This window comes from Serratia sp. H402Y (assembly GCF_051172415.1).
In the GTDB taxonomy this organism is placed as follows: Bacteria; Pseudomonadota; Gammaproteobacteria; order Enterobacterales; family Enterobacteriaceae; genus Serratia; species Serratia ureilytica.
The window spans coordinates 70,962-88,408 of the sequence record NZ_JBPIYZ010000005.1; the positions used below are offsets into that span (position 1 = coordinate 70,962).

A 17,447-nucleotide genomic window follows, 5' to 3' on the forward strand; every position below is an offset into this window, starting at 1 on the left:
TTCATAAAGTAAAAGGGCGTCGAGCGTAAATTCGACGCCAAGACAATCGAACGTTAATATTCGGCCCTGATTATAGTACGGAGTAACCCGCTGCATGGACATCAAAGACACGAAAAAAATCGTCATCCTCGTTGACGCCTACTCATCCGGAAATGATGTGGCACCGGAATTCAATAAAAAAGGATACGGGTGCGCGCACATTCAAAGTCGAGAAGATATCCCGGCGAAGCTGCTGAATAGCTACAGAGGGGATGATTTCTTTATCAGTTTGCAATACACGGGGGATGAGATCCTCAATCAATTGCAAGAGTATGATGTTATCGCGGTGATTGCAGGCTGTGAAACAGGCATTGAACTCGCAGATCATCTGGCTGAGCTTCTGGACCTGCCCGGTAACGATACCGGCACGAGCCGTTCTCGCAGGAATAAATACCTGATGCAGGAGTGCCTGAAAAATAGCGCGATCAATCATATCCCCACGCACCGGTTAACTACCCTTAAAGACGCCACGCAATATGCGACCGAGCTGTTTAAAAAATACCGGAAGCTGGTCCTAAAACCCGTTGACAGCGCAGGCACGGACTCCGTTTTTGTTTGCAAAACGGTTGAAGAAGTTGAAGCTCATTCGGGTGATTTGTTCAAAAAAAGCAATCAGCTCAATTTAAAAAATGAAGTCATTATTCTGCAGCCTTTTATTGAGGGGGAAGAGTACGTCGTCGATACTGTCAGTTATCAAGGCCGTCACAAGATCTGTGCGATATGGAAGATGGGCAAGGGCAGTTACAACGGGGCCGATTCCATCTGTGAGTTCACCGAACTGACCTCCTTCGATGCGCAGAATCACGCTCAGCTCAAAGATTACATCTTTAGTTGTCTGGATGCTTTAGGGATCACGTTTGGCGCAGCGCACTCGGAACTGTTTTTAACCAAAGACGGTTGGACGCTAATTGAAACCGGGGCCAGACCGCACGGCGCGGGTTTTCCGGCGTTGTCATCCCTGGCGTTGAAGCGCACGCAGATTGACGAACTGGTACTGAGCGTGTGTTCAACCGAGGCATTCCTGGAAGCGGTCGCAGAGGAATATAAACCGTTAAACTATTTAAAAATTAAAGAGCTGATATCTTTTAGCGCTGGCACTATCAAGGCCGTTAAGCATGTCGATACCATCGCCGGTTTGCCATCCTACAAGAAATCAAATCTGCCGGATGTTGATCAGGAAATAAAACTCACGACGGACGTTTACAGCTCTCCGGGCTGGATTGCGTTAAGCCACCGTTGCGCCGATCAGCTCAATGCCGACTATCAATATATCGTTGGCCTTGAAAGTAAGGGCATGTTTGAAGTCTATGAACACTAAAATCAAGGCGTCCGGCCCAACGTACATTCTTGGATATTGCATCCTGGGTGCGGCCATAGATGTTTTTCTCTCAGGTTTGTTGCAGAGCATCGATCTGTTCGTATTATTGTTTTGGACTTTCACCTTGACCTGGCTCGGTTTCTTTGTGATCTCCGTGCTGTTTTTCCCCGTCAAGCTGCGAGCTTGCCTCAACGCCTGGAAGTTAATTCTATTATTGAATATCTCTACGCTGGGAGCTTGGGTTGGGCTTTTCGTTGGGTTGAAATGGACGGAGCCCTCCATTCTGGTGGCCATGCTTTTTGGACTGAGCCCGATCATTTCTGTTTTCATTGAGATTTATAATCGAAACTCGGTGGGGGTAAAAAACATCGTTATAGCCGTGATGCTGGCTTTTATTGTCGCCGTGCTGATGATATTGGCCGTGAAAGGGCAGCGTTTTAACCCCTTCGATTCAAACACCCTATTTGTTCTGGCGCTTGGCTTAGTGTGTCTCGTCACCTCAACCTGTATGGCTGTCGGCACCTATATTGCAAAATCATTGTCCAAACAAGCGTTTAACGCCGTCAATATTCAGTCGTTCAGATTTCCCTTGCTCATTGGCGTTTGCGCGCTGATGTTGCCGAGCGAAGGCGTATTGGCAACGACGCAATCCAGCTTCTGGATGTACCTGCCGATCATCGTCATATTAGGGAATATATTGCCGCTATGGATGCTGCAAAAGGGTATTGAACTCACCAGCGCCTTGACCACCAACATTATTGTGAATGTTTCACCCTGCATTACGCTGTTGCTGGAGGCTTTTGACCCGTCGATAGCCTACAGCCATATGAAACTGGCGGTGTTGGTGATGCTGCTGCTGGTCATGCTGATCGCCAATGACGACGTGGGCAAATTTGTCGTCAGCAAGATAAGGGGGAAGCCCGTGAGTTTGACGGAGTGAAGATACTCTGTCGATAGCCGCAAAAAGCGGCGAGGCCGGCGATCCGTAGATCGCCGGCCTCGATAAGTTATTTCTGCAACAGCTGCGGGTTGACGCAGTTTTCTTTCACCGTGCCGGTCAATGCCGCGATCAAGTTATCCACCGCGCAGGCGGCCATGCCGTAGCGCGTTTCATGGGTGGCGGAGCCGATGTGCGGCAACGCCACCACGTTAGGCATGCTGAGCAGCGGCGAGTCGGCCGGCAGCGGTTCCTTCTCGAACACATCCAACCCCGCGGCGTGGATCACGCCGTTTTGCAGCGCTTCGATCAGCGCCTGCTCATCCACCACCGGCCCGCGGCCGGCGTTGATCAGAATGCCGCTTTTCTTCATCTTCGCCAGCTGATCGCGGCCGATCAGATGGAAAGTTTGTTCGGTCAGCGGCAGCGTGATGCAAACGAAATCCGACTCGGCCAGCAGGGTATCCAGATCGCAGCGGCGGGCGTTGAAGCGTTGCTCCGCCTCTTCGTGCGTGCGGCGGGCGTTGTACAGCACCGGCATGCCGAAGCCGAAGTGCGCGCGCTGCGCCAGCGCCAGGCCGATGCGGCCCATGCCGAGGATGCCGATGGTTTTGTGGTGCACGTCGACGCCGAACCAGTCCGGCCCGATGCTGCCGCGCCATTCGCCGGCCTTGACCCGTTCCGCCACTTCCACCACCCGGCGCGCCGTCGCCAGCACCAGACTCATGATGGTGTCGGCGACGGTTTCGGTCAGCACCGTCGGGGTGTGCATCAACAGCACGTTATGGGCGTTGAGCGCCTCGACGTCGAAGTTGTCGTAGCCGACGGAAACGGTCGAAGCCGCGCGCAGTTTGGGCGCCTGCTGCAGGAAGGCTTCGTCAATTTTGCCGCCGGAACCGATGATCCCTTCGGCCTGCTGCAACGCCTGGCGCAGTTCCTCGCGGTTCTCCGGCTGCAGGCCGTTGAACGCGTGTACGGTGAAGTGTTGTTCCAGACGTTCACGCAGGTCGGCGGGCAGGCTTTTGTACAATACGATAGAAGGTTTCATCACGAACTCCAGCTGGGCCAAAGGGGGCATGGCGCCCCCTCGGGTTGATTGACAGAGGAAAAGTATAACCGGATCAAGCCATCTGCGGCTGGATCTCGTTGCGGGCGGGCTTGACGATCAGCGTCAACACCACCGCCACCACCAGTGCGATGGCCATAAACATGTAGGAAGCCGCCGGGCTGCCGGTGGCGCCGTTCAGGTAACCGACGAACCAGGAACCGAAGAACGAACCCAGCGCGCCCATGCTGTTGATCAGCGCCATGGCGCCGCCGGCGACGTTTTTCGGCAGCATTTCCGGAATGATGGCGAAGAACGGCCCGTAGGGGGCGTACATCGCGGCGCCGGCGACCACCAGCAGGCCGTAAGAGATCCAGAAATGGTTGGTGCCGACGGCGTAAGAGCCGAAGAACGCCAGCGCGCCGATCAGCAGCAGCGGCCAGACAAACAGCTTGCGGTTTTGCATTTTGTCCGACGCCCAGGAGACCACGATCATGGCGATGGTCGCCGCCAGGTAAGGCACCGCCGACAGCCAGCCGGCTTCCACCATGCCCATCTGCATGCCGCTGCGCAGGATGGAAGGCAGCCACAGCACGAAGCCGTATACGCCGATGCTCCAGGCGAAGTACTGCACGCACAGCAGGATCACGTTGCGCGAACGGAAGGCTTCGCCGTAGTTGCGTACGGCCTTGATGCCTTTCTGTTCTTCGTCCAGCTGCTGTTGCAGCGCCTGTTTCTCATCGGCGCTCAACCAGCCAGCCTGCGCCGGTTTGTCTTTCGCCAGCACCCACCAGCAGAACGCCCAGATGACCGCCGGAATGCCCTCGATGATGAACATTTCGCGCCAGCCGAAGGCGTGGATCAGGTAACCGGACACCACCGACATCCACAGCACCGTCACCGGGTTGCCGAGGATCAGGAAGGTATTGGCGCGTGAACGCTCCGATTTGGTGAACCAGTTGCTGATGTAAATCAGCATTGCCGGCATCACCGCCGCTTCCACCACGCCGAGGATAAAGCGGATGGCGGCCAGCATCGGGATATTGCTCACCACGCCGGTCAGCGAGGCGCAGCCGCCCCACAGGATCAGGCACCAGAAGATCAGTTTTTTGACGCTGCGGCGCTCGGCGTAGATGGCGCCGGGAATTTGGAAGAAGAAATAACCGAGGAAAAACAGCGCACCCAGCAGCGAGGCCATGCCCTTGGTGATGCCGAGATCCTCATTGATGCCGGCGGCGGAGGCGAAGCTGAAGTTGGCGCGATCGAGATAGGCCAGGCTGTAGGTGATAAACACGATGGGCATGATGTACCACCAGCGTTTGGCCGCGACAGTCGCTTTGTTCATGTTCAGTATCCTTCAGTGGTGTTGCATCCCCTTCGCCCAGCCCGTTGGGCATGAAAGACGAAGGGGCAGATGCTCTCCCGACGCGTCCCGGTTGTAGGGCCAGAGGCTGACGTCATGGGGAGAAGTCGTTTTTTTATTGTTATTCGGCCAGCGCCGCGCGGGTCGGCAAGCCTTCGCTGTCGCCGATGGCCTGGATCGCCAGCGAGCCGATTTTGTTGCCGCGTTGCACCGCCTGTACCAGCGTTTTGCCTTCCAGCAGGGCGCTGAGGGTGCCGACGGCAAAGCCGTCACCCGCCCCTACGGTATCCACCACGTTGTCGACCTTGACCGCGGCCACCGCCGCTTTATTGCCGGCGGCGGTTTTAAACCAGGCGCCGTCCGGGCCGGTTTTGATGATCACCGCCTGCACGCCGCGCTCCAGATAGAAATCGGCGATGCCTTCCGGCGTCGACTGGCCGGTGAGGATCTGTCCCTCTTTCAACCCCGGCAGCACCCAGTCGGCGGCGAACGCCAGCTGGTTCAGCTGCTCGATCATCACCTCGCGGCTGGGCCACAGCACCGGGCGTAGATTGGGATCGAACGAAATGGTTTTGCCCATGGCGCGCATCTCGCGCGCCGCATGGTGGCACAGCGCCAGCGATTCGCCGGACAGCGCCGCCGCCACACCGCTCAGGTGCAGGTGGCGCGCGGAACCGAAATACTCGCGGTTGAAATCGGCGACTGACAGGCGGCTGGCCGCCGAGCCTTTACGGAAATATTCCACGCTGGGATCGGTACCATCGGTAGTCTTGGATTTCACCTGAAAACCGGTCGGATAGTGGCCGTCGACCGTCACCTGCCGGTAGTTGATGCCTTCTTTTTTCAGCTGCTGCAGGGTGAAGCGGCCAAACGAGTCGTTGCCGACGCGGCTGACCCAGCCGACGTTCATGCCCAGACGGGCCAGGCCGATCGCCACGTTCAGTTCGGCGCCGGCGATGCGTTTGGTGAAGGTTTCCACCTCCGCCAAATCGCCGGTCTGCGCCGCCACGAACATCGCCATGGCTTCACCCAGCGTGACCACATCCAGGGGCGCCTGCTGCGCCGTCGTTGCCGTTAACGTTGTCATCATGGGGTTACTCCGCACGCAAAATATTGACGTAATGGCGGGTGACGGCTTCCAGGTCATCACCCTGCAACGGGAATTCGATGCCGCGCGGCGCATCGTGCGGCAGGCGGGCCAGCAGATCGCGCCAGCTGCCGTCGGTCTCGTCCAGCGCAATGGCGCGCCAGCCGCGCGGGCCTTGCGTCGCGGCCTTGACGTGCACGTAACCCACGTGGCGGGCCAGGCGCTCGGCGGCGGCGAAGGCGTCTTGCCCCACCCACAGCCAGTTGGCCATATCGAAGGTCATGCTGACCGGCAGGTGGCTATCTTCCGCTGCATGGAAAAAGGCGTTCAGCATCGACAAAATGCCGCAGTCCGGCGTTTGGTCGTTCTCGACCACCAGTTTGACCGGATGTTGCTCCAGCGCCACTTTCAACTCGGTAAAATCGAAGCCGGGGCGGAAATGGCCGAGGGAGAGCTTCAGCTGGCGCGCGTTCAGCGCCTGCGCTTCCGCCAGCAGCGCCGGCAGGTTGGGATTCAGCGTATGTTGCGGAGTGAACAGCGCCTCAGGGGCGGAATAGACGGCGAACAGCTGCTGGCGTTCTATCTCCTGGGCCAGCGCAGGCAGGCTGTCCAGTTCGCCGGCGGCGAACAGTTCGCGGCGGATCTCCACCCCGTCGGCGCCCGCGCCGGCGATGATGGGCAACAGCGCGCGCTGGCCGCCCTGTTGTTTGACGGTATCGGCGCCGTAGGCGCCGGTGACCACGATGATTTCTGTTTTCATTTTGACTCCTGAGGCGGCATTGTCGCCGCCGCTGCTGTTACCGGTACGTTAAATGGAACCGGTTCCAGTAGAAAGCGACAGAGTGTAAAAATATGATCGCAATCACGAAGCTGAGCAAAAAACAGCCGATGAAGGCGGGGCGGTTAAGGCCCCGGAGAAGGCGGGTTAGCGGGTGGTGGAGCCGCGGACGATCAGCTCGCCGGAGAACATCTGCTCGCCGCTGGGGGCGGCCAGACCCTGAATACGCTGCACCAGCCGCTCCAGCGCCGCGTGCCCCATTTGGTAGGTGGGTTGTTTCAGCGTGGTGATGCCGACGCCCGCCAGTTCCGCCCACTCCAGCTCGTCGAAGCCCAGCAGGCCGATGTCGTTGCCCCACTGGATGCCGAGCCGGCGCATGGCGCGCGCCACCTGCAGCGTCAGGGCGCCGTTGGCGGAGATCACCGCCTTGCGCATGCCGCGATGACGGCCGCTGAAATCGCTCAGCACCTGTTCCAGTTTTTGCCGATCGTTGAGCGGCGTTTCGGCCTGCTCCGCCAGCAGCGCAGGGTGCTGCGCCATGGTATGCCTGAAGGCGTGCAGGCGTTCCAGGCGGGTATTGACCGTACCGAGCGGTTCGCTGAGGAACAGGATCGCTTCGAAGCCTTGTTGCAGCAGGTGCTCGGTGGCGACGGTGGCGGCTTCGCGGTTGTTCAGGCCCACTACGTCGCAGGCGAAGTCGGGGATTTTGCGGTCGATCAGCACCATCGGCAGCATCGACTGTTGCAGTGTGGATAACGCTTCCTCGCGCATGCCGACCGCGTTGACCACGATGCCTTCCACCCGGTAACTGCTGAGCAGCTGCAGGTAGTGCTGTTCCTGATTGACTTCGTTGTTGGTGTTGCACACCAGCAGGGTAAAGCCGTGTTGGCGGCAGGCGGCCTCGATGCCGCGCATCACGTCCACCGAATAGGGGTTGGTGATATCGGCGAGGATCAGGCCGATCAGGCGCGTTTGGCCGCCCTTCAGGCTGCGCGCCATCTGGCTTGGGCGGTAGTCGAGCTGCTGGATCGCCTGTTCGATGCGCTGTTTGAGATCGTCGGAAAGCAGGTGCTGTTCACCATTCAGATAGCGTGACACGCTGGTCTTGCCGGTTTTGGCGATGCTCGCTACATCGCTGATGGTGGCGCGTCCTGAGGCGCGCGTTGCCTTGACAGTGCTCACAGCCGATCCCTCCTGCGGTTAATTGCCAAGGAGACTACCATACCCGGCGTGCGGGCGGGAATGTTGAAGGATAAGGAGAAAATCGCAGGGAAGCGGCGGGGCGCCGGTGGCGCCCCGCGCGGGATTATTGCAGCGGGCTGAGGGTGATCTCGACGCGGCGGTTTTGCGCCTTGCCTTCCGCGGTGCTGTTGGACGCGATCGGGTTGTCCGGGCCGGCACCGGCGGTGCGGATACGGTTCGCCGCCACGCCCTGGGTGATCAGCGCGCTGGCTACGCCATCGGCGCGCTGCTGCGACAGGTTCATGTTGAGCGAACGGGAACCGGTGCTGTCGGTGTAGCCGATGACGTTGACTGCGGTTTTCGGATACTCTTTCAGCACCATGGCGACGCCGGTCAGGGTATTGGCGCCCGCCGGTTTCAGCGTGGCGCTGCTGCTGTCGAAGGTCACGTTGTTCGGCATGTTCAGCACGATGTTGTCGCCCTGACGGGTGACGCTGACGCCGGTGCCTTTCATCTTGTCGCGCAGTTTGGCTTCCTGCACGTCCATGTAATAGCCAGCGCCGCCGCCGAGCGCCGCACCGGCCGCCGCGCCGATCAGCGCGCCCTTGCCGCGATCTTTCTTGGAAGAGGACAGTACGCCGACGCCGGCGCCCAGTGCGGCCCCGAGGCCCGCGCCGATGCCGGACTTGCCGACTTCGGATTCGCCGGTGTAAGGGTTGGTGGTACAGGCCGACAGCGTGAGCGCGACGCTCACTGCGCCGGCAATAATTACAATGCGTTTTTTCATGTTCTTGTCCTTAATGGCATCAATATCTGTACGCGCCGGCCCAACACGGGGGCGCAAAAAAGTAGGCGACGCAGGTGGGGCCCGCATCACCGCGCTACTATGACGCGTTGGCTCGCCGGCAGTTCCGGAGAAAAACGTGACAAATGATGAGCGCGGGTAAGTGCTGGGGGAGTTATGCGACAAAACGCCGGGCGGCGCCATGCAGCGGATTCCTAATTGCGCGCCGCCAGGGCGCGAATGCGCCTTTTTTAACCGTAACCGGTTGAATTCTCGATTGCCGGCCAGTTCATGATCAGCGTATAGGCCTGGGTTTCGTCGTTAAACAGGCGCTGCGTCACCTGAAAACCGTGCTTGTGGTAAAACGCGCAGGCGCGCAGGTTTTGCTGATAAACCTCCAGGGTGAGCCGGCGGTAGCGCTGCTGCACGTGCGTCATCAGCGCCCGGGCTACGCCGCGGCCGTGATACGCCCGATCGACAAACAGCGCGCCGATGAACTGTTCGTCCAGCACGCTGATAAAGCCGACGATCTCGTTTTCATGCCAGCAGGCCCAGCTCTGCGCGCGCGGCAGGTAATTTTCCCGCACCAGTGCGGCGCTTTCACGCCAGTATTTTTCCGCCACGAACGGATGGGCGGCGATGGTGCTGGGCAGCCAGAGCGCCATCAGCCGGTCAATATCCGCCGGGCCACAGGGGCGGATCACCGTGGCTTTGGGTAGCACATGCACCCCGTGAGATGATCGTTCACCAGCCCGCTGGCCTGCATGAAGGCGTAACAGATGGTGGAGCCGATAAACTTGAAGCCGCGCTTTTTCAACGCCTTGGACATGGCGTCTGACTGCTCGGTTTTGGCCGGAACCTGGTTCAGCGCCTGCCAGCGGTTGAGCTGGGGCCGGCCGCCGACGAAGTCCCATATGAAGGTGACGAAATTCTCGCCGGCCGCCTCCATCGCCAGATAGGCTTTGGCGTTGGTGATGATGGCTTCTATCTTGCCGCGGTGACGGATGATGCCGCTGTCTTGCAGCAGCCTTTCCACGTCTTGTTCGGTCATGGCGGCGACCCGCTGCGGATCGAAATCATGGAAGGCGCGGCGGTAGTTCTCGCGCTTTTTCAGCACGGTGATCCAGGAAAGACCGGCCTGTTGTCCCTCCAGACACAGCATTTCAAACAGCTCGCGCGCGTCGGTGGTGGGCGTGCCCCATTCCTTGTCGTGATACTCGAGATACAACGGATCGGCCGTCACCCAACCGCAACGTTCGTCTGCCATCCTGAATGTCCTTATGCTGTATTTATGAACAGTAATCATCGCTCGAAGCGGTGAACTTGGCAAGCCTCTGATTGTTTTGTCCGCAGCCCCGCTTGACGTGACGAAAAAGCCGACAATAGTTACTACATGGCCGGTGGAAAACCGGCCAACGATAAAAACGACATTGCCTTCATTTGCAGGCTCTCAGGAGTCGATTCATGCCTCTAAAAATAACATGCATGCCCCGCCCGGCGGCGCTTGCAGTGGCGTTACTTTGCAGTGTGACCCTTCCGGTTCAGGCGTATGACCAACTCTACGTCTTTGGCGACAGCCTGAGTGATACCGGCAACAACGGCCGGTTCACCTATGACGGCAGTCAGCACCTGCTGTACGACGAAGCGTTGGCGCAACGCATCGGCGCGGCGCTGGTGGCCTCGGACAACGGCGGTGAAAACTACGCCGCCGGCGGCGCCGTGGCGGTGCCGGGCTTGAACCCGGTCGACAACACTCAGGATCAGGTGCAGCGCTACCTGAATCGGGTTAACGGCCAGGCCGATGGCGACGGTTTGTATATTCACTGGATCGGCGGTAACGATTTGGCGGCGGCGGCGCTGAACGCCGCTACCGCGCCCGGCGTGGCCTATAACAGCGCCGCGGCCGCCGCCGCGCAGGTGCATTCGCTGCTGAACGCCGGCGCCGGCACGGTGATCGTGCCGACGGTGCCGAACATCGGCTCCACGCCGCAGCTGATGGAGCTGATTATTCAGCAGGCGCTGCCGCCGGTACAGGGGGCGGCGATTCAGGCGGCCTATGCCACGCTCAATTCGGTGGCAACCCCGGACAACGCTTCGCGCACGCAGGCGATCCACGCGGCGTTGGCCGCCGCGGCGAAGCAGGGCAGCGCGATCCCTCAGGTGCAGCAGGCGATCGCCGCCCAGCTTGTGGCGGCGTATGACAGCCTGAGCGCGCAGGCCGCTCAGCTGACCGATTTCTATAATCAAAGCGAAGACCGTTTGCTGGCGCAGGGGGGCGGCAATATCGTGCGGGTGGACGTGAACAAGCTGTTCGCCGAAGCGATCGCCAATCCGGCGCAGTTCGGCTTCGCCAACACGGCCGGCATGGCTTGTCCGGCGGGCGTTTCCTCGGCGGTTTGCCGTTCCGACATGCCCGGCTTCGACGCCGGCCAGTCCTATCTGTTCTCCGACCATTTCCACCCCAGCCCGCAGGCGCACCTGCTGATTGCGGATTATATCCAGGCGGTGTTGGATGGCCCGGCGCAGGTGGTGGCGCTGAATCAGGCGACGGCGGCGATGGCGCGTGACAGCCGCGCCACGCTCGACAGCCGTTTCCAGCAGCTGCGCAACGGCGACAATCCGCAGGGCTCGCTGGGCGTGTTCGGCGGCTACGCAGGCCAGCACTATGACTATGCCGATAACCGGGCGGCGGGAGATGGCAACGCCACCACCCACAACCTGACCGTCGGCGTGGACTATCAGCTGACCGACAGCTGGTTGATCGGTGCGTTGATCGCCGGTTCCAACGACGATCAGCATCCTTCCAGCCGCTATGACTACAAGGCGCGTGGGGTGCTGCTGTCGGCCTTCAGTTCGCTGGCCATATTCGAACAGGGGTGGGTCAATGCCGATCTGCACTATGCGACGATGGATTATGACGACATCCGTCGCAGCATGCGGTTGGGGCCGCTGACGCGCACCGAAACCGGTTCGACCTCCGGCAAGCAGTGGGGCGCGCGCGTGACCGCCGGCTATGACTTCCCTATCGCTGCTTACCTCACCACCGGGCCGGTGGCGCAGTTCGCCTGGGATTACAGTCATGTGTCCGGCTACAGCGAAGACGGTGATGACAGCACCGCCATGCGCTTCAACGATCAAACCTATCATTCGCAGATCGGCGCGTTGGGCTGGCGGTTGGATACGCAATTCGGCGTGTTTAACCCCTATGCGGAAGTGAGTTATCAGCATCAGTTCGGCGATGACGTCTACCGCGCCGGCGGCGGCCTGAAATCGACGCAAACCTCATTTACTCGCGACAGTGCGGGTCAGGACAAAAACTGGGTGGATGTCACGCTGGGGGCCAACATGCCGTTGACGGACAGAGTGTCGGCCTTCGCCACCGTCTCGCAAACCGGCGGCCTGAGCAGCGGCGAGCAGTTTATGTATAACGTCGGCGTCAGCGCGCGCTTCTGAGAACTCTCGGGAGAGGATAGAGCCTGTGACGGCGAGATGGCGAGGCGATGTGGGCGGATGAGACTGTACTTTAGTACAACTATCATTTATCGCTGAAAGTTCTTATCGTTATTGCATAACGATAAAATACAGCGCTACAAAAAAAAACTGATCCTATAAAGGATCAGGTAGCCACTTGGCCAACACCAGGGAAAATTTTGGTTATTATTGTATATCCAAATCTTCACTGTCAATGGCTTTTTCCCTTCATCATCGGATGCGGGGCGTTTTCGCCTGCCTGTCTGGCCCCCTCTCATCTTCAACGCGACAGAACGCTTTTGTCAGATGCATGTCATGATGCCGAGTTGTTATGATTTTGTTTTCTTTGTGTTTCTTTGCCGGATAATGCCCTCTGCCGCCCCTTCTTCAGCGACGCGCTTATTTCTCGATTAAATTAATTTCCCCTCCGAAATTATTTTAATTGACTCTTTAAAACGCCTGTTGATTATTAACGCTTCCTATTATGCCTGTCGGTTTAATTTACTTGGCGGCGCAACCGGGTTATACTCTTCTCAGTTTTATAGTGATGTTATTTCTTGAAGAGGATTGGTGAGTGTCTAACTTTTTTTTCAATAATGAAACCATTAATGCCTCTATAAAAGAAGAGTTGGAACGCGGGCTGAGCAAATACAATAATATAAAATATGCCTATGCTATAATGAATAAAAGAAATCCGACTAGCTTTTCAATCATTTCCAATAGGACGGAGTGGTTCGAGTTTTATATCAAAAATAACTATCAGTTTATTGATCCCGTTTTGATTACCGCATCGCATAGAATCACCCCGTTTACCTGGGATAAAGATTTGGAAATTGGCGCAGGATTAAAATTGCCAAAGATTTTTGATATGGCCAAGAACTACAATATTATTAATGGGTATACTTTCGTCTTGCACGATCATCATCATAATCTGGTGGTGTTATCCATTATGTTGGATAAGCATTGTGATGCGGATGTTGAACAGCAGATTGACAATAATAAGGCCGAAATTCAAATGCTGCTGATTACCATGCACGGAAAAATGACGGCGCTCTACCAGGAAATGAGCACGCCGGCTGACTTTGAAAAAATGAACCAGCGGGAGTTTTTCTCCAAGCGTGAAAATGAGATCATCTACTGGGCGAGCTTAGGTAAATCCTATCAAGAAATTGCCCTTATCCTGGGAATAAAACTCACCACCGTAAAATATCACATCGGCAACGCCGTCAAAAAGCTTGGCGTCACCAATGCCAAACATGCCATCAGGTTAGGTGTGGAGCTGCAGCTCATCCGGCCGCTTCTCGCTGACTCGGAAGGATAATGGCCAGGAATCCAACGGGTTATCCCACTTTGTGGCGTGTTGGTTGATGCGCGCCAGCAATCTGTTCCGGTTGGCATCGTCTATCGGCAGATAGATCAGATAAATATTTTTATTCTTTTCGGAGCATCCGGTTTTTACCACCGAGATATGCCAGCCGGAGCGTTGGAAAATAATGCGCATCGGGTGACTGATAATGGCGTATATGCCTTCGTAGCCGCAGCTTCTTGCATAGTTTATCATCGACAGGAAAAGCATGGTGCTAATTGGCGCTTGATGGAGTTGAAGTGCTTGAATGCGCGCCTTGTCTATAAATAATCTGCTGGCTTCAACGTAATTCCCTTCGGGGAGTTTTATATCGTTAAAGTAATTGTCGAATACGCCATCGCTGATCATGTTTGGGTATTTCGTTTCGATAAATCGCAAGCTGCAAATGACGTGATCTTGGTAGGTACCGAAAATATAGGTGGCGTGACGGTTGTCGTATTCGTCAAACTCCATGTTATTTTCGCAATTAACGAGCCAGTCTAAACGGTCTTTAAACGTTTTTTTTCTTAAAGAGAATAGTTCTTTCGATCTGTTATCTGGCAGCAAATTATAGTCTACGTCAAAGAGCTCTATCATTTTCAATCTTTTTCCTAAGCGACTTAAATGGCTTTTTAGCTGCGGCTGTTATTTGTTCTTGTTATACTACCAGAGTCACTATGGCAAGTAAATTTCAGTCGATGCCGCGTCGGTGAGAATAAAGTAAATATATAACACTGAGTTATGTTTTTTTTCATTCCATTCACTTATTTGAATATTGTTCAACACGCCTGTTGTTTGTCGAAGAAGCCTCAAGCTGCCGGTAGTGGAAGCATGCGGGGGATGAATCGGCGTTTCTCTAAAGCCAGCCGATACCCGAGCCTGCGAAAGGCGGTGCGGTTACCTCGCCCTCTGCGGCGCCGATGTCGCCGACGTTTTTCTTGGCCGACGGGTGAAAATCCAGCGCTTCTCGCCCCGATTCGCACTTGTTGCCGGATTCTGGCTGTATATCTTACGGTCAAAGGGTATACTGGCGCATTCCATATAAATCCACTTGTATCGCGTGCGAATTCAACATGCAAAAGTTTGATACCAAGACCTTCCAGGGCCTGATCCTGACACTGCAGGATTATTGGGCGCGCCAGGGCTGCACCATCGTTCAACCATTGGACATGGAAGTCGGCGCGGGAACCTCACACCCGATGACGTGCCTGCGCGCACTGGGGCCGGAGCCGATGGCCGCCGCTTATGTGCAGCCATCCCGTCGCCCGACCGACGGCCGCTACGGCGAAAACCCGAACCGTCTGCAGCACTACTATCAGTTCCAGGTGGTGATTAAGCCATCGCCGGACAACATTCAGGAACTTTACCTGGGCTCGCTGAAAGAGCTGGGTCTGGATCCGACCATCCACGACATCCGCTTCGTGGAAGACAACTGGGAAAACCCGACGCTCGGCGCCTGGGGCCTGGGTTGGGAAGTGTGGCTGAACGGCATGGAAGTGACGCAGTTCACCTACTTCCAGCAGGTCGGCGGCCTGGAGTGCAAGCCGGTGACCGGCGAGATCACCTATGGCCTGGAGCGTCTGGCGATGTACATCCAGGGTGTGGACAGCGTGTACGATCTGGTGTGGAGCAACGGCCCGCTGGGCGTCACCACCTACGGCGACGTGTTCCATCAGAACGAAGTGGAGCAGTCCACCTACAACTTCGAATACGCCGACGTCGACTTCCTGTTCTCCTGCTTCGAGCAGTATGAGAAAGAAGCCCAATCGCTGCTGGCGTTGGAAAAACCGCTGCCGCTGCCGGCCTACGAACGCATCCTGAAGGCGGGCCATACCTTCAACCTGCTGGACGCGCGCAAGGCGATTTCGGTGACCGAGCGTCAACGCTACATTCTGCGCATCCGCACGCTGACCAAAGCCGTTGCCGAAGCCTACTACGCTTCCCGCGAAGCGCTGGGCTTCCCGATGTGCAACAAGAAGAACGAGAACTAAGAGGCAGCCATGACTCAACAGACTTTCCTGGTGGAAATCGGCACGGAAGAGCTGCCGCCGAAGGCTCTTCGTTCCCTGGCGGAATCTTTCGCCGCCAACTTCACCGCCGAGCTGGACAACGCCGGCCTGGAACACGGTGACGTGAGCTGGTTCGCCGCACCGCGCCGCCTGGCGCTGAAAGTGGCCAACCTGAGCGCGGCGCAGGCCGATCGCGAAATTGAAAAACGCGGCCCGGCGATCGCTCAGGCGTTCGACGCCGAAGGCAAACCGAGCAAAGCGGCCGAAGGCTGGGCGCGCGGCTGCGGCATCACCGTCGATCAGGCGGAGCGCCTGGTGACCGACAAGGGCGAGTGGTTGATGTACCGCGCCCATGTCAAAGGCCAGTCGGCGCAACAACTGCTGGCCGGCATGGTCAGCACCGCGCTCGGCAAGCTGCCGATCCCGAAACTGATGCGCTGGGGCGATTCCGACGTGCAGTTCGTGCGTCCGGTGCACACCGTCACGATGCTGCTGGGCGCCGATCTGATCCCGGGCACCGTGCTGGGCATCGAATCCGCGCGCACCGTGCGCGGCCACCGCTTCATGGGCGAAGCCGAGTTCACCCTCGACAATGCCGACCAATATCCGCAGATCCTGCTGGAGCGCGGCAAAGTGGTCGCTGACTACGAAGCGCGCAAAGCCCTTATCAAACGCGACGCCGAACTGGCGGCGCAGAAGATCGGCGGCAAGGCCGATCTGAGCGACAGCCTGCTGGAAGAAGTGGCCTCGCTGGTGGAATGGCCGGTGGTGCTGACCGCCAAATTCGAAGAGAAATTCCTGGCGGTGCCGGCGGAAGCGCTGGTGTACACCATGAAGGGCGACCAGAAGTATTTCCCGGTGTACGACGCCGCAGGCAAACTGCTGCCTAACTTTATCTTCGTGGCCAACATCGAGTCGAAAGACCCGCAGCAGATCATCTCCGGCAACGAGAAGGTGGTGCGTCCGCGTTTGGCCGACGCCGAGTTCTTCTTCAACACCGACCGCAAAAAACGTCTGGAAGACAACCTGCCGCGCCTGGAAACCGTGCTGTTCCAACAGCAGCTGGGCACCCTGCGCGACAAAACCGATCGCATCCAGGCGCTGGCGGGCTGGGTTGCCGGCCAGATTGGCGCCGACGTCAACCACGCCACCCGCGCTGGCCTGTTGTCGAAGTGTGACCTGATGACCAACATGGTGTTCGAATTCACCGACACCCAGGGCGTGATGGGCATGCATTATGCGCGCCACGACGGTGAGGCGGAAGACGTCGCCGTTGCGCTGAACGAGCAGTATCAGCCGCGCTACGCCGGTGATGCGCTGCCGCAGTCGCTGGTGGCCTGCTCGCTGGCGATCGCCGACAAGATGGACACCCTGGCCGGCATCTTCGGCATCGGGCAGCATCCGAAGGGCGATAAAGACCCGTTCGCGCTGCGCCGCGCCGCGCTGGGCGTGTTGCGCATCATCGTCGAGAAAAACCTGCCATTGGATCTGCAGACTCTGACCGAAGAGGCCGTGCGCCTGTACGGCAGCAAGTTGACCAATGCCAAGGTGGTCGACGACGTGGTGGAATTCATGCTGGGTCGTTTCCGTGCCTGGTATCAGGAAGAAGGCCACGCGGTCGATACCATTCAGGCGGTGCTGGCGCGCCGTCCGACCAAACCGGCCGACTTCGACGCGCGCGTCAAGGCGGTATCCCATTTCCGTACGCTGGACGAGGCGGCGGCATTGGCTGCGGCCAACAAACGCGTCTCCAACATTCTGGCCAAGTCTAGCGAAACGCTGAACGACAGCGTGCGCGCCTCGGTGCTGAAGGATGCGGCGGAGATCCAGCTGGCGACTCACCTGGTGGTGCTGCGCGACAAGCTGCAGCCGTATTTCGCGGCGGGCAACTACCAGGAAGCGCTGGTGGAACTGGCCGCGCTGCGTGAGCCGGTGGATGCGTTCTTCGACAACGTGATGGTGATGGCGGACGATGCGGAAGTGCGCGTTAACCGCCTGACGCTGCTGAGCAAACTGCGCGAGCTGTTCCTGCAGGTGGCGGATATCTCCGTGCTGCAGTAAGCGATTCTCTGCTGTGAAAAGGCGCCTG

At 57.9% G+C, this 17,447-nt stretch carries 15 protein-coding genes; 6 read left to right on the forward strand and 9 right to left on the reverse strand.

The window, feature by feature from the left end; translation table 11 throughout:
• The first annotated feature begins 94 nt into the window (after window positions 1-94).
• Window positions 95-1,357 (forward strand): ATP-grasp domain-containing protein, encoded by a 1,263-nt coding sequence (locus tag ACSBQS_RS20440; protein ID WP_033652315.1) that lies wholly within the window; start codon window positions 95-97, stop codon window positions 1,355-1,357.
• On the forward strand, window positions 1,347-2,297 hold the full coding sequence (locus tag ACSBQS_RS20445) for a hypothetical protein (protein WP_033652314.1): 951 nt from the start codon (window positions 1,347-1,349) through the stop codon (window positions 2,295-2,297). The genes ACSBQS_RS20440 and ACSBQS_RS20445 overlap by 11 nt, the downstream gene beginning before the upstream one ends.
• Before the next feature lie 67 nt (window positions 2,298-2,364).
• Here the strand turns inward: ACSBQS_RS20445 and ghrB are convergent, their stop codons facing one another.
• The 8 genes from ghrB to ACSBQS_RS20485 all read right to left on the reverse strand — a co-directional run bounded on the left by ghrB (window position 2,365) and on the right by ACSBQS_RS20485 (window position 9,800).
• A complete protein-coding gene (gene ghrB / locus ACSBQS_RS20450; protein ID WP_033645132.1) occupies window positions 2,365-3,342 on the reverse strand; it encodes a glyoxylate/hydroxypyruvate reductase GhrB in 978 nt (325 codons plus the stop codon).
• Between the two features lie 73 nt (window positions 3,343-3,415).
• A complete protein-coding gene (locus tag ACSBQS_RS20455; protein WP_033645131.1) occupies window positions 3,416-4,684 on the reverse strand; it encodes an MFS transporter in 1,269 nt (422 codons plus the stop codon).
• Between the two features lie 139 nt (window positions 4,685-4,823).
• Window positions 4,824-5,789, reverse strand: a complete 966-nt coding sequence (locus ACSBQS_RS20460) for a sugar kinase (RefSeq protein WP_147881026.1) — start codon at window positions 5,787-5,789, stop codon at window positions 4,824-4,826.
• Between the two features lie 7 nt (window positions 5,790-5,796).
• Window positions 5,797-6,549 carry a sugar phosphate isomerase/epimerase family protein gene (locus ACSBQS_RS20465; RefSeq protein ID WP_103101711.1) on the reverse strand — a complete coding sequence of 251 codons (753 nt, stop codon included), beginning with the start codon at window positions 6,547-6,549 and terminating at the stop codon, window positions 5,797-5,799.
• A gap of 165 nt (window positions 6,550-6,714) precedes the next feature.
• Window positions 6,715-7,749, reverse strand: coding sequence for a LacI family DNA-binding transcriptional regulator (locus tag ACSBQS_RS20470; protein ID WP_004933951.1), 1,035 nt, complete (start codon window positions 7,747-7,749; stop codon window positions 6,715-6,717).
• A 124-nt stretch (window positions 7,750-7,873) separates the two neighbouring features.
• Window positions 7,874-8,536, reverse strand: coding sequence for an OmpA family lipoprotein (locus ACSBQS_RS20475; protein ID WP_108680009.1), 663 nt, complete (start codon window positions 8,534-8,536; stop codon window positions 7,874-7,876).
• 248 nt (window positions 8,537-8,784) lie between these two features.
• The gene (locus ACSBQS_RS20480; RefSeq protein WP_434991335.1) at window positions 8,785-9,237 is read right to left on the reverse strand and encodes an N-acetyltransferase; all 453 of its coding nucleotides are present in this window, start codon (window positions 9,235-9,237) and stop codon (window positions 8,785-8,787) included.
• Window positions 9,234-9,800: a DNA-3-methyladenine glycosylase I gene (locus ACSBQS_RS20485; RefSeq protein WP_042783395.1), complete on the reverse strand. Its 567-nt coding sequence runs from the start codon at window positions 9,798-9,800 to the stop codon at window positions 9,234-9,236. Before ACSBQS_RS20485 ends, ACSBQS_RS20480 begins: the two co-directional genes overlap by 4 nt.
• Before the next feature lie 197 nt (window positions 9,801-9,997).
• Between ACSBQS_RS20485 and ACSBQS_RS20490 the strand changes: the two genes are divergently transcribed.
• Both ACSBQS_RS20490 and ACSBQS_RS20495 read left to right on the forward strand, forming a co-directional pair.
• Entirely contained in the window at window positions 9,998-11,986 is a 1,989-nt protein-coding gene (locus tag ACSBQS_RS20490; protein ID WP_033645126.1) for an autotransporter domain-containing esterase, read from the forward strand.
• 592 nt (window positions 11,987-12,578) lie between these two features.
• The gene (locus ACSBQS_RS20495; protein WP_033645125.1) at window positions 12,579-13,325 is read left to right on the forward strand and encodes a helix-turn-helix transcriptional regulator; all 747 of its coding nucleotides are present in this window, start codon (window positions 12,579-12,581) and stop codon (window positions 13,323-13,325) included.
• Here the strand turns inward: ACSBQS_RS20495 and ACSBQS_RS20500 are convergent.
• Window positions 13,272-13,946, reverse strand: a complete 675-nt coding sequence (locus tag ACSBQS_RS20500) for an acyl-homoserine-lactone synthase (RefSeq protein WP_042783396.1) — start codon at window positions 13,944-13,946, stop codon at window positions 13,272-13,274. The two genes, ACSBQS_RS20495 and ACSBQS_RS20500, sit on opposite strands and share 54 nt — an antisense overlap.
• Window positions 13,947-14,422: 476 nt before the next feature.
• Between ACSBQS_RS20500 and glyQ the strand changes: the two genes are divergently transcribed.
• Both glyQ and glyS read left to right on the forward strand, forming a co-directional pair.
• The gene (gene glyQ / locus ACSBQS_RS20505) at window positions 14,423-15,340 is read left to right on the forward strand and encodes a glycine--tRNA ligase subunit alpha (protein WP_004933966.1); all 918 of its coding nucleotides are present in this window, start codon (window positions 14,423-14,425) and stop codon (window positions 15,338-15,340) included.
• Between the two features lie 9 nt (window positions 15,341-15,349).
• Entirely contained in the window at window positions 15,350-17,419 is a 2,070-nt protein-coding gene (glyS, locus tag ACSBQS_RS20510; RefSeq protein WP_042783397.1) for a glycine--tRNA ligase subunit beta, read from the forward strand.
• The last annotated feature ends 28 nt before the right edge of the window (window positions 17,420-17,447 follow it).

Excerpts from the sequence above, each read along its gene's own strand:
- ACSBQS_RS20440 (WP_033652315.1), top strand. The coding sequence starts at position 95 with ATGGACATCAAAGACACGAAAAAAATCGTCATCCTCGTTGACGCCTAC.
- ACSBQS_RS20445 (WP_033652314.1), top strand. The coding sequence starts at position 1,347 with ATGAACACTAAAATCAAGGCGTCCGGCCCAACGTACATTCTTGGATAT.
- ghrB (WP_033645132.1), bottom strand. The coding sequence starts at position 3,342 with ATGAAACCTTCTATCGTATTGTACAAAAGCCTGCCCGCCGACCTGCGT.
- ACSBQS_RS20455 (WP_033645131.1), bottom strand. The coding sequence starts at position 4,684 with ATGAACAAAGCGACTGTCGCGGCCAAACGCTGGTGGTACATCATGCCC.
- ACSBQS_RS20460 (WP_147881026.1), bottom strand. The coding sequence starts at position 5,789 with ATGACAACGTTAACGGCAACGACGGCGCAGCAGGCGCCCCTGGATGTG.
- ACSBQS_RS20465 (WP_103101711.1), bottom strand. The coding sequence starts at position 6,549 with ATGAAAACAGAAATCATCGTGGTCACCGGCGCCTACGGCGCCGATACC.
- ACSBQS_RS20475 (WP_108680009.1), bottom strand. The coding sequence starts at position 8,536 with ATGAAAAAACGCATTGTAATTATTGCCGGCGCAGTGAGCGTCGCGCTC.
- ACSBQS_RS20485 (WP_042783395.1), bottom strand. The coding sequence starts at position 9,800 with ATGGCAGACGAACGTTGCGGTTGGGTGACGGCCGATCCGTTGTATCTC.
- ACSBQS_RS20490 (WP_033645126.1), top strand. The coding sequence starts at position 9,998 with ATGCCTCTAAAAATAACATGCATGCCCCGCCCGGCGGCGCTTGCAGTG.
- ACSBQS_RS20500 (WP_042783396.1), bottom strand. The coding sequence starts at position 13,946 with ATGATAGAGCTCTTTGACGTAGACTATAATTTGCTGCCAGATAACAGA.
- glyQ (WP_004933966.1), top strand. The coding sequence starts at position 14,423 with ATGCAAAAGTTTGATACCAAGACCTTCCAGGGCCTGATCCTGACACTG.
- glyS (WP_042783397.1), top strand. The coding sequence starts at position 15,350 with ATGACTCAACAGACTTTCCTGGTGGAAATCGGCACGGAAGAGCTGCCG.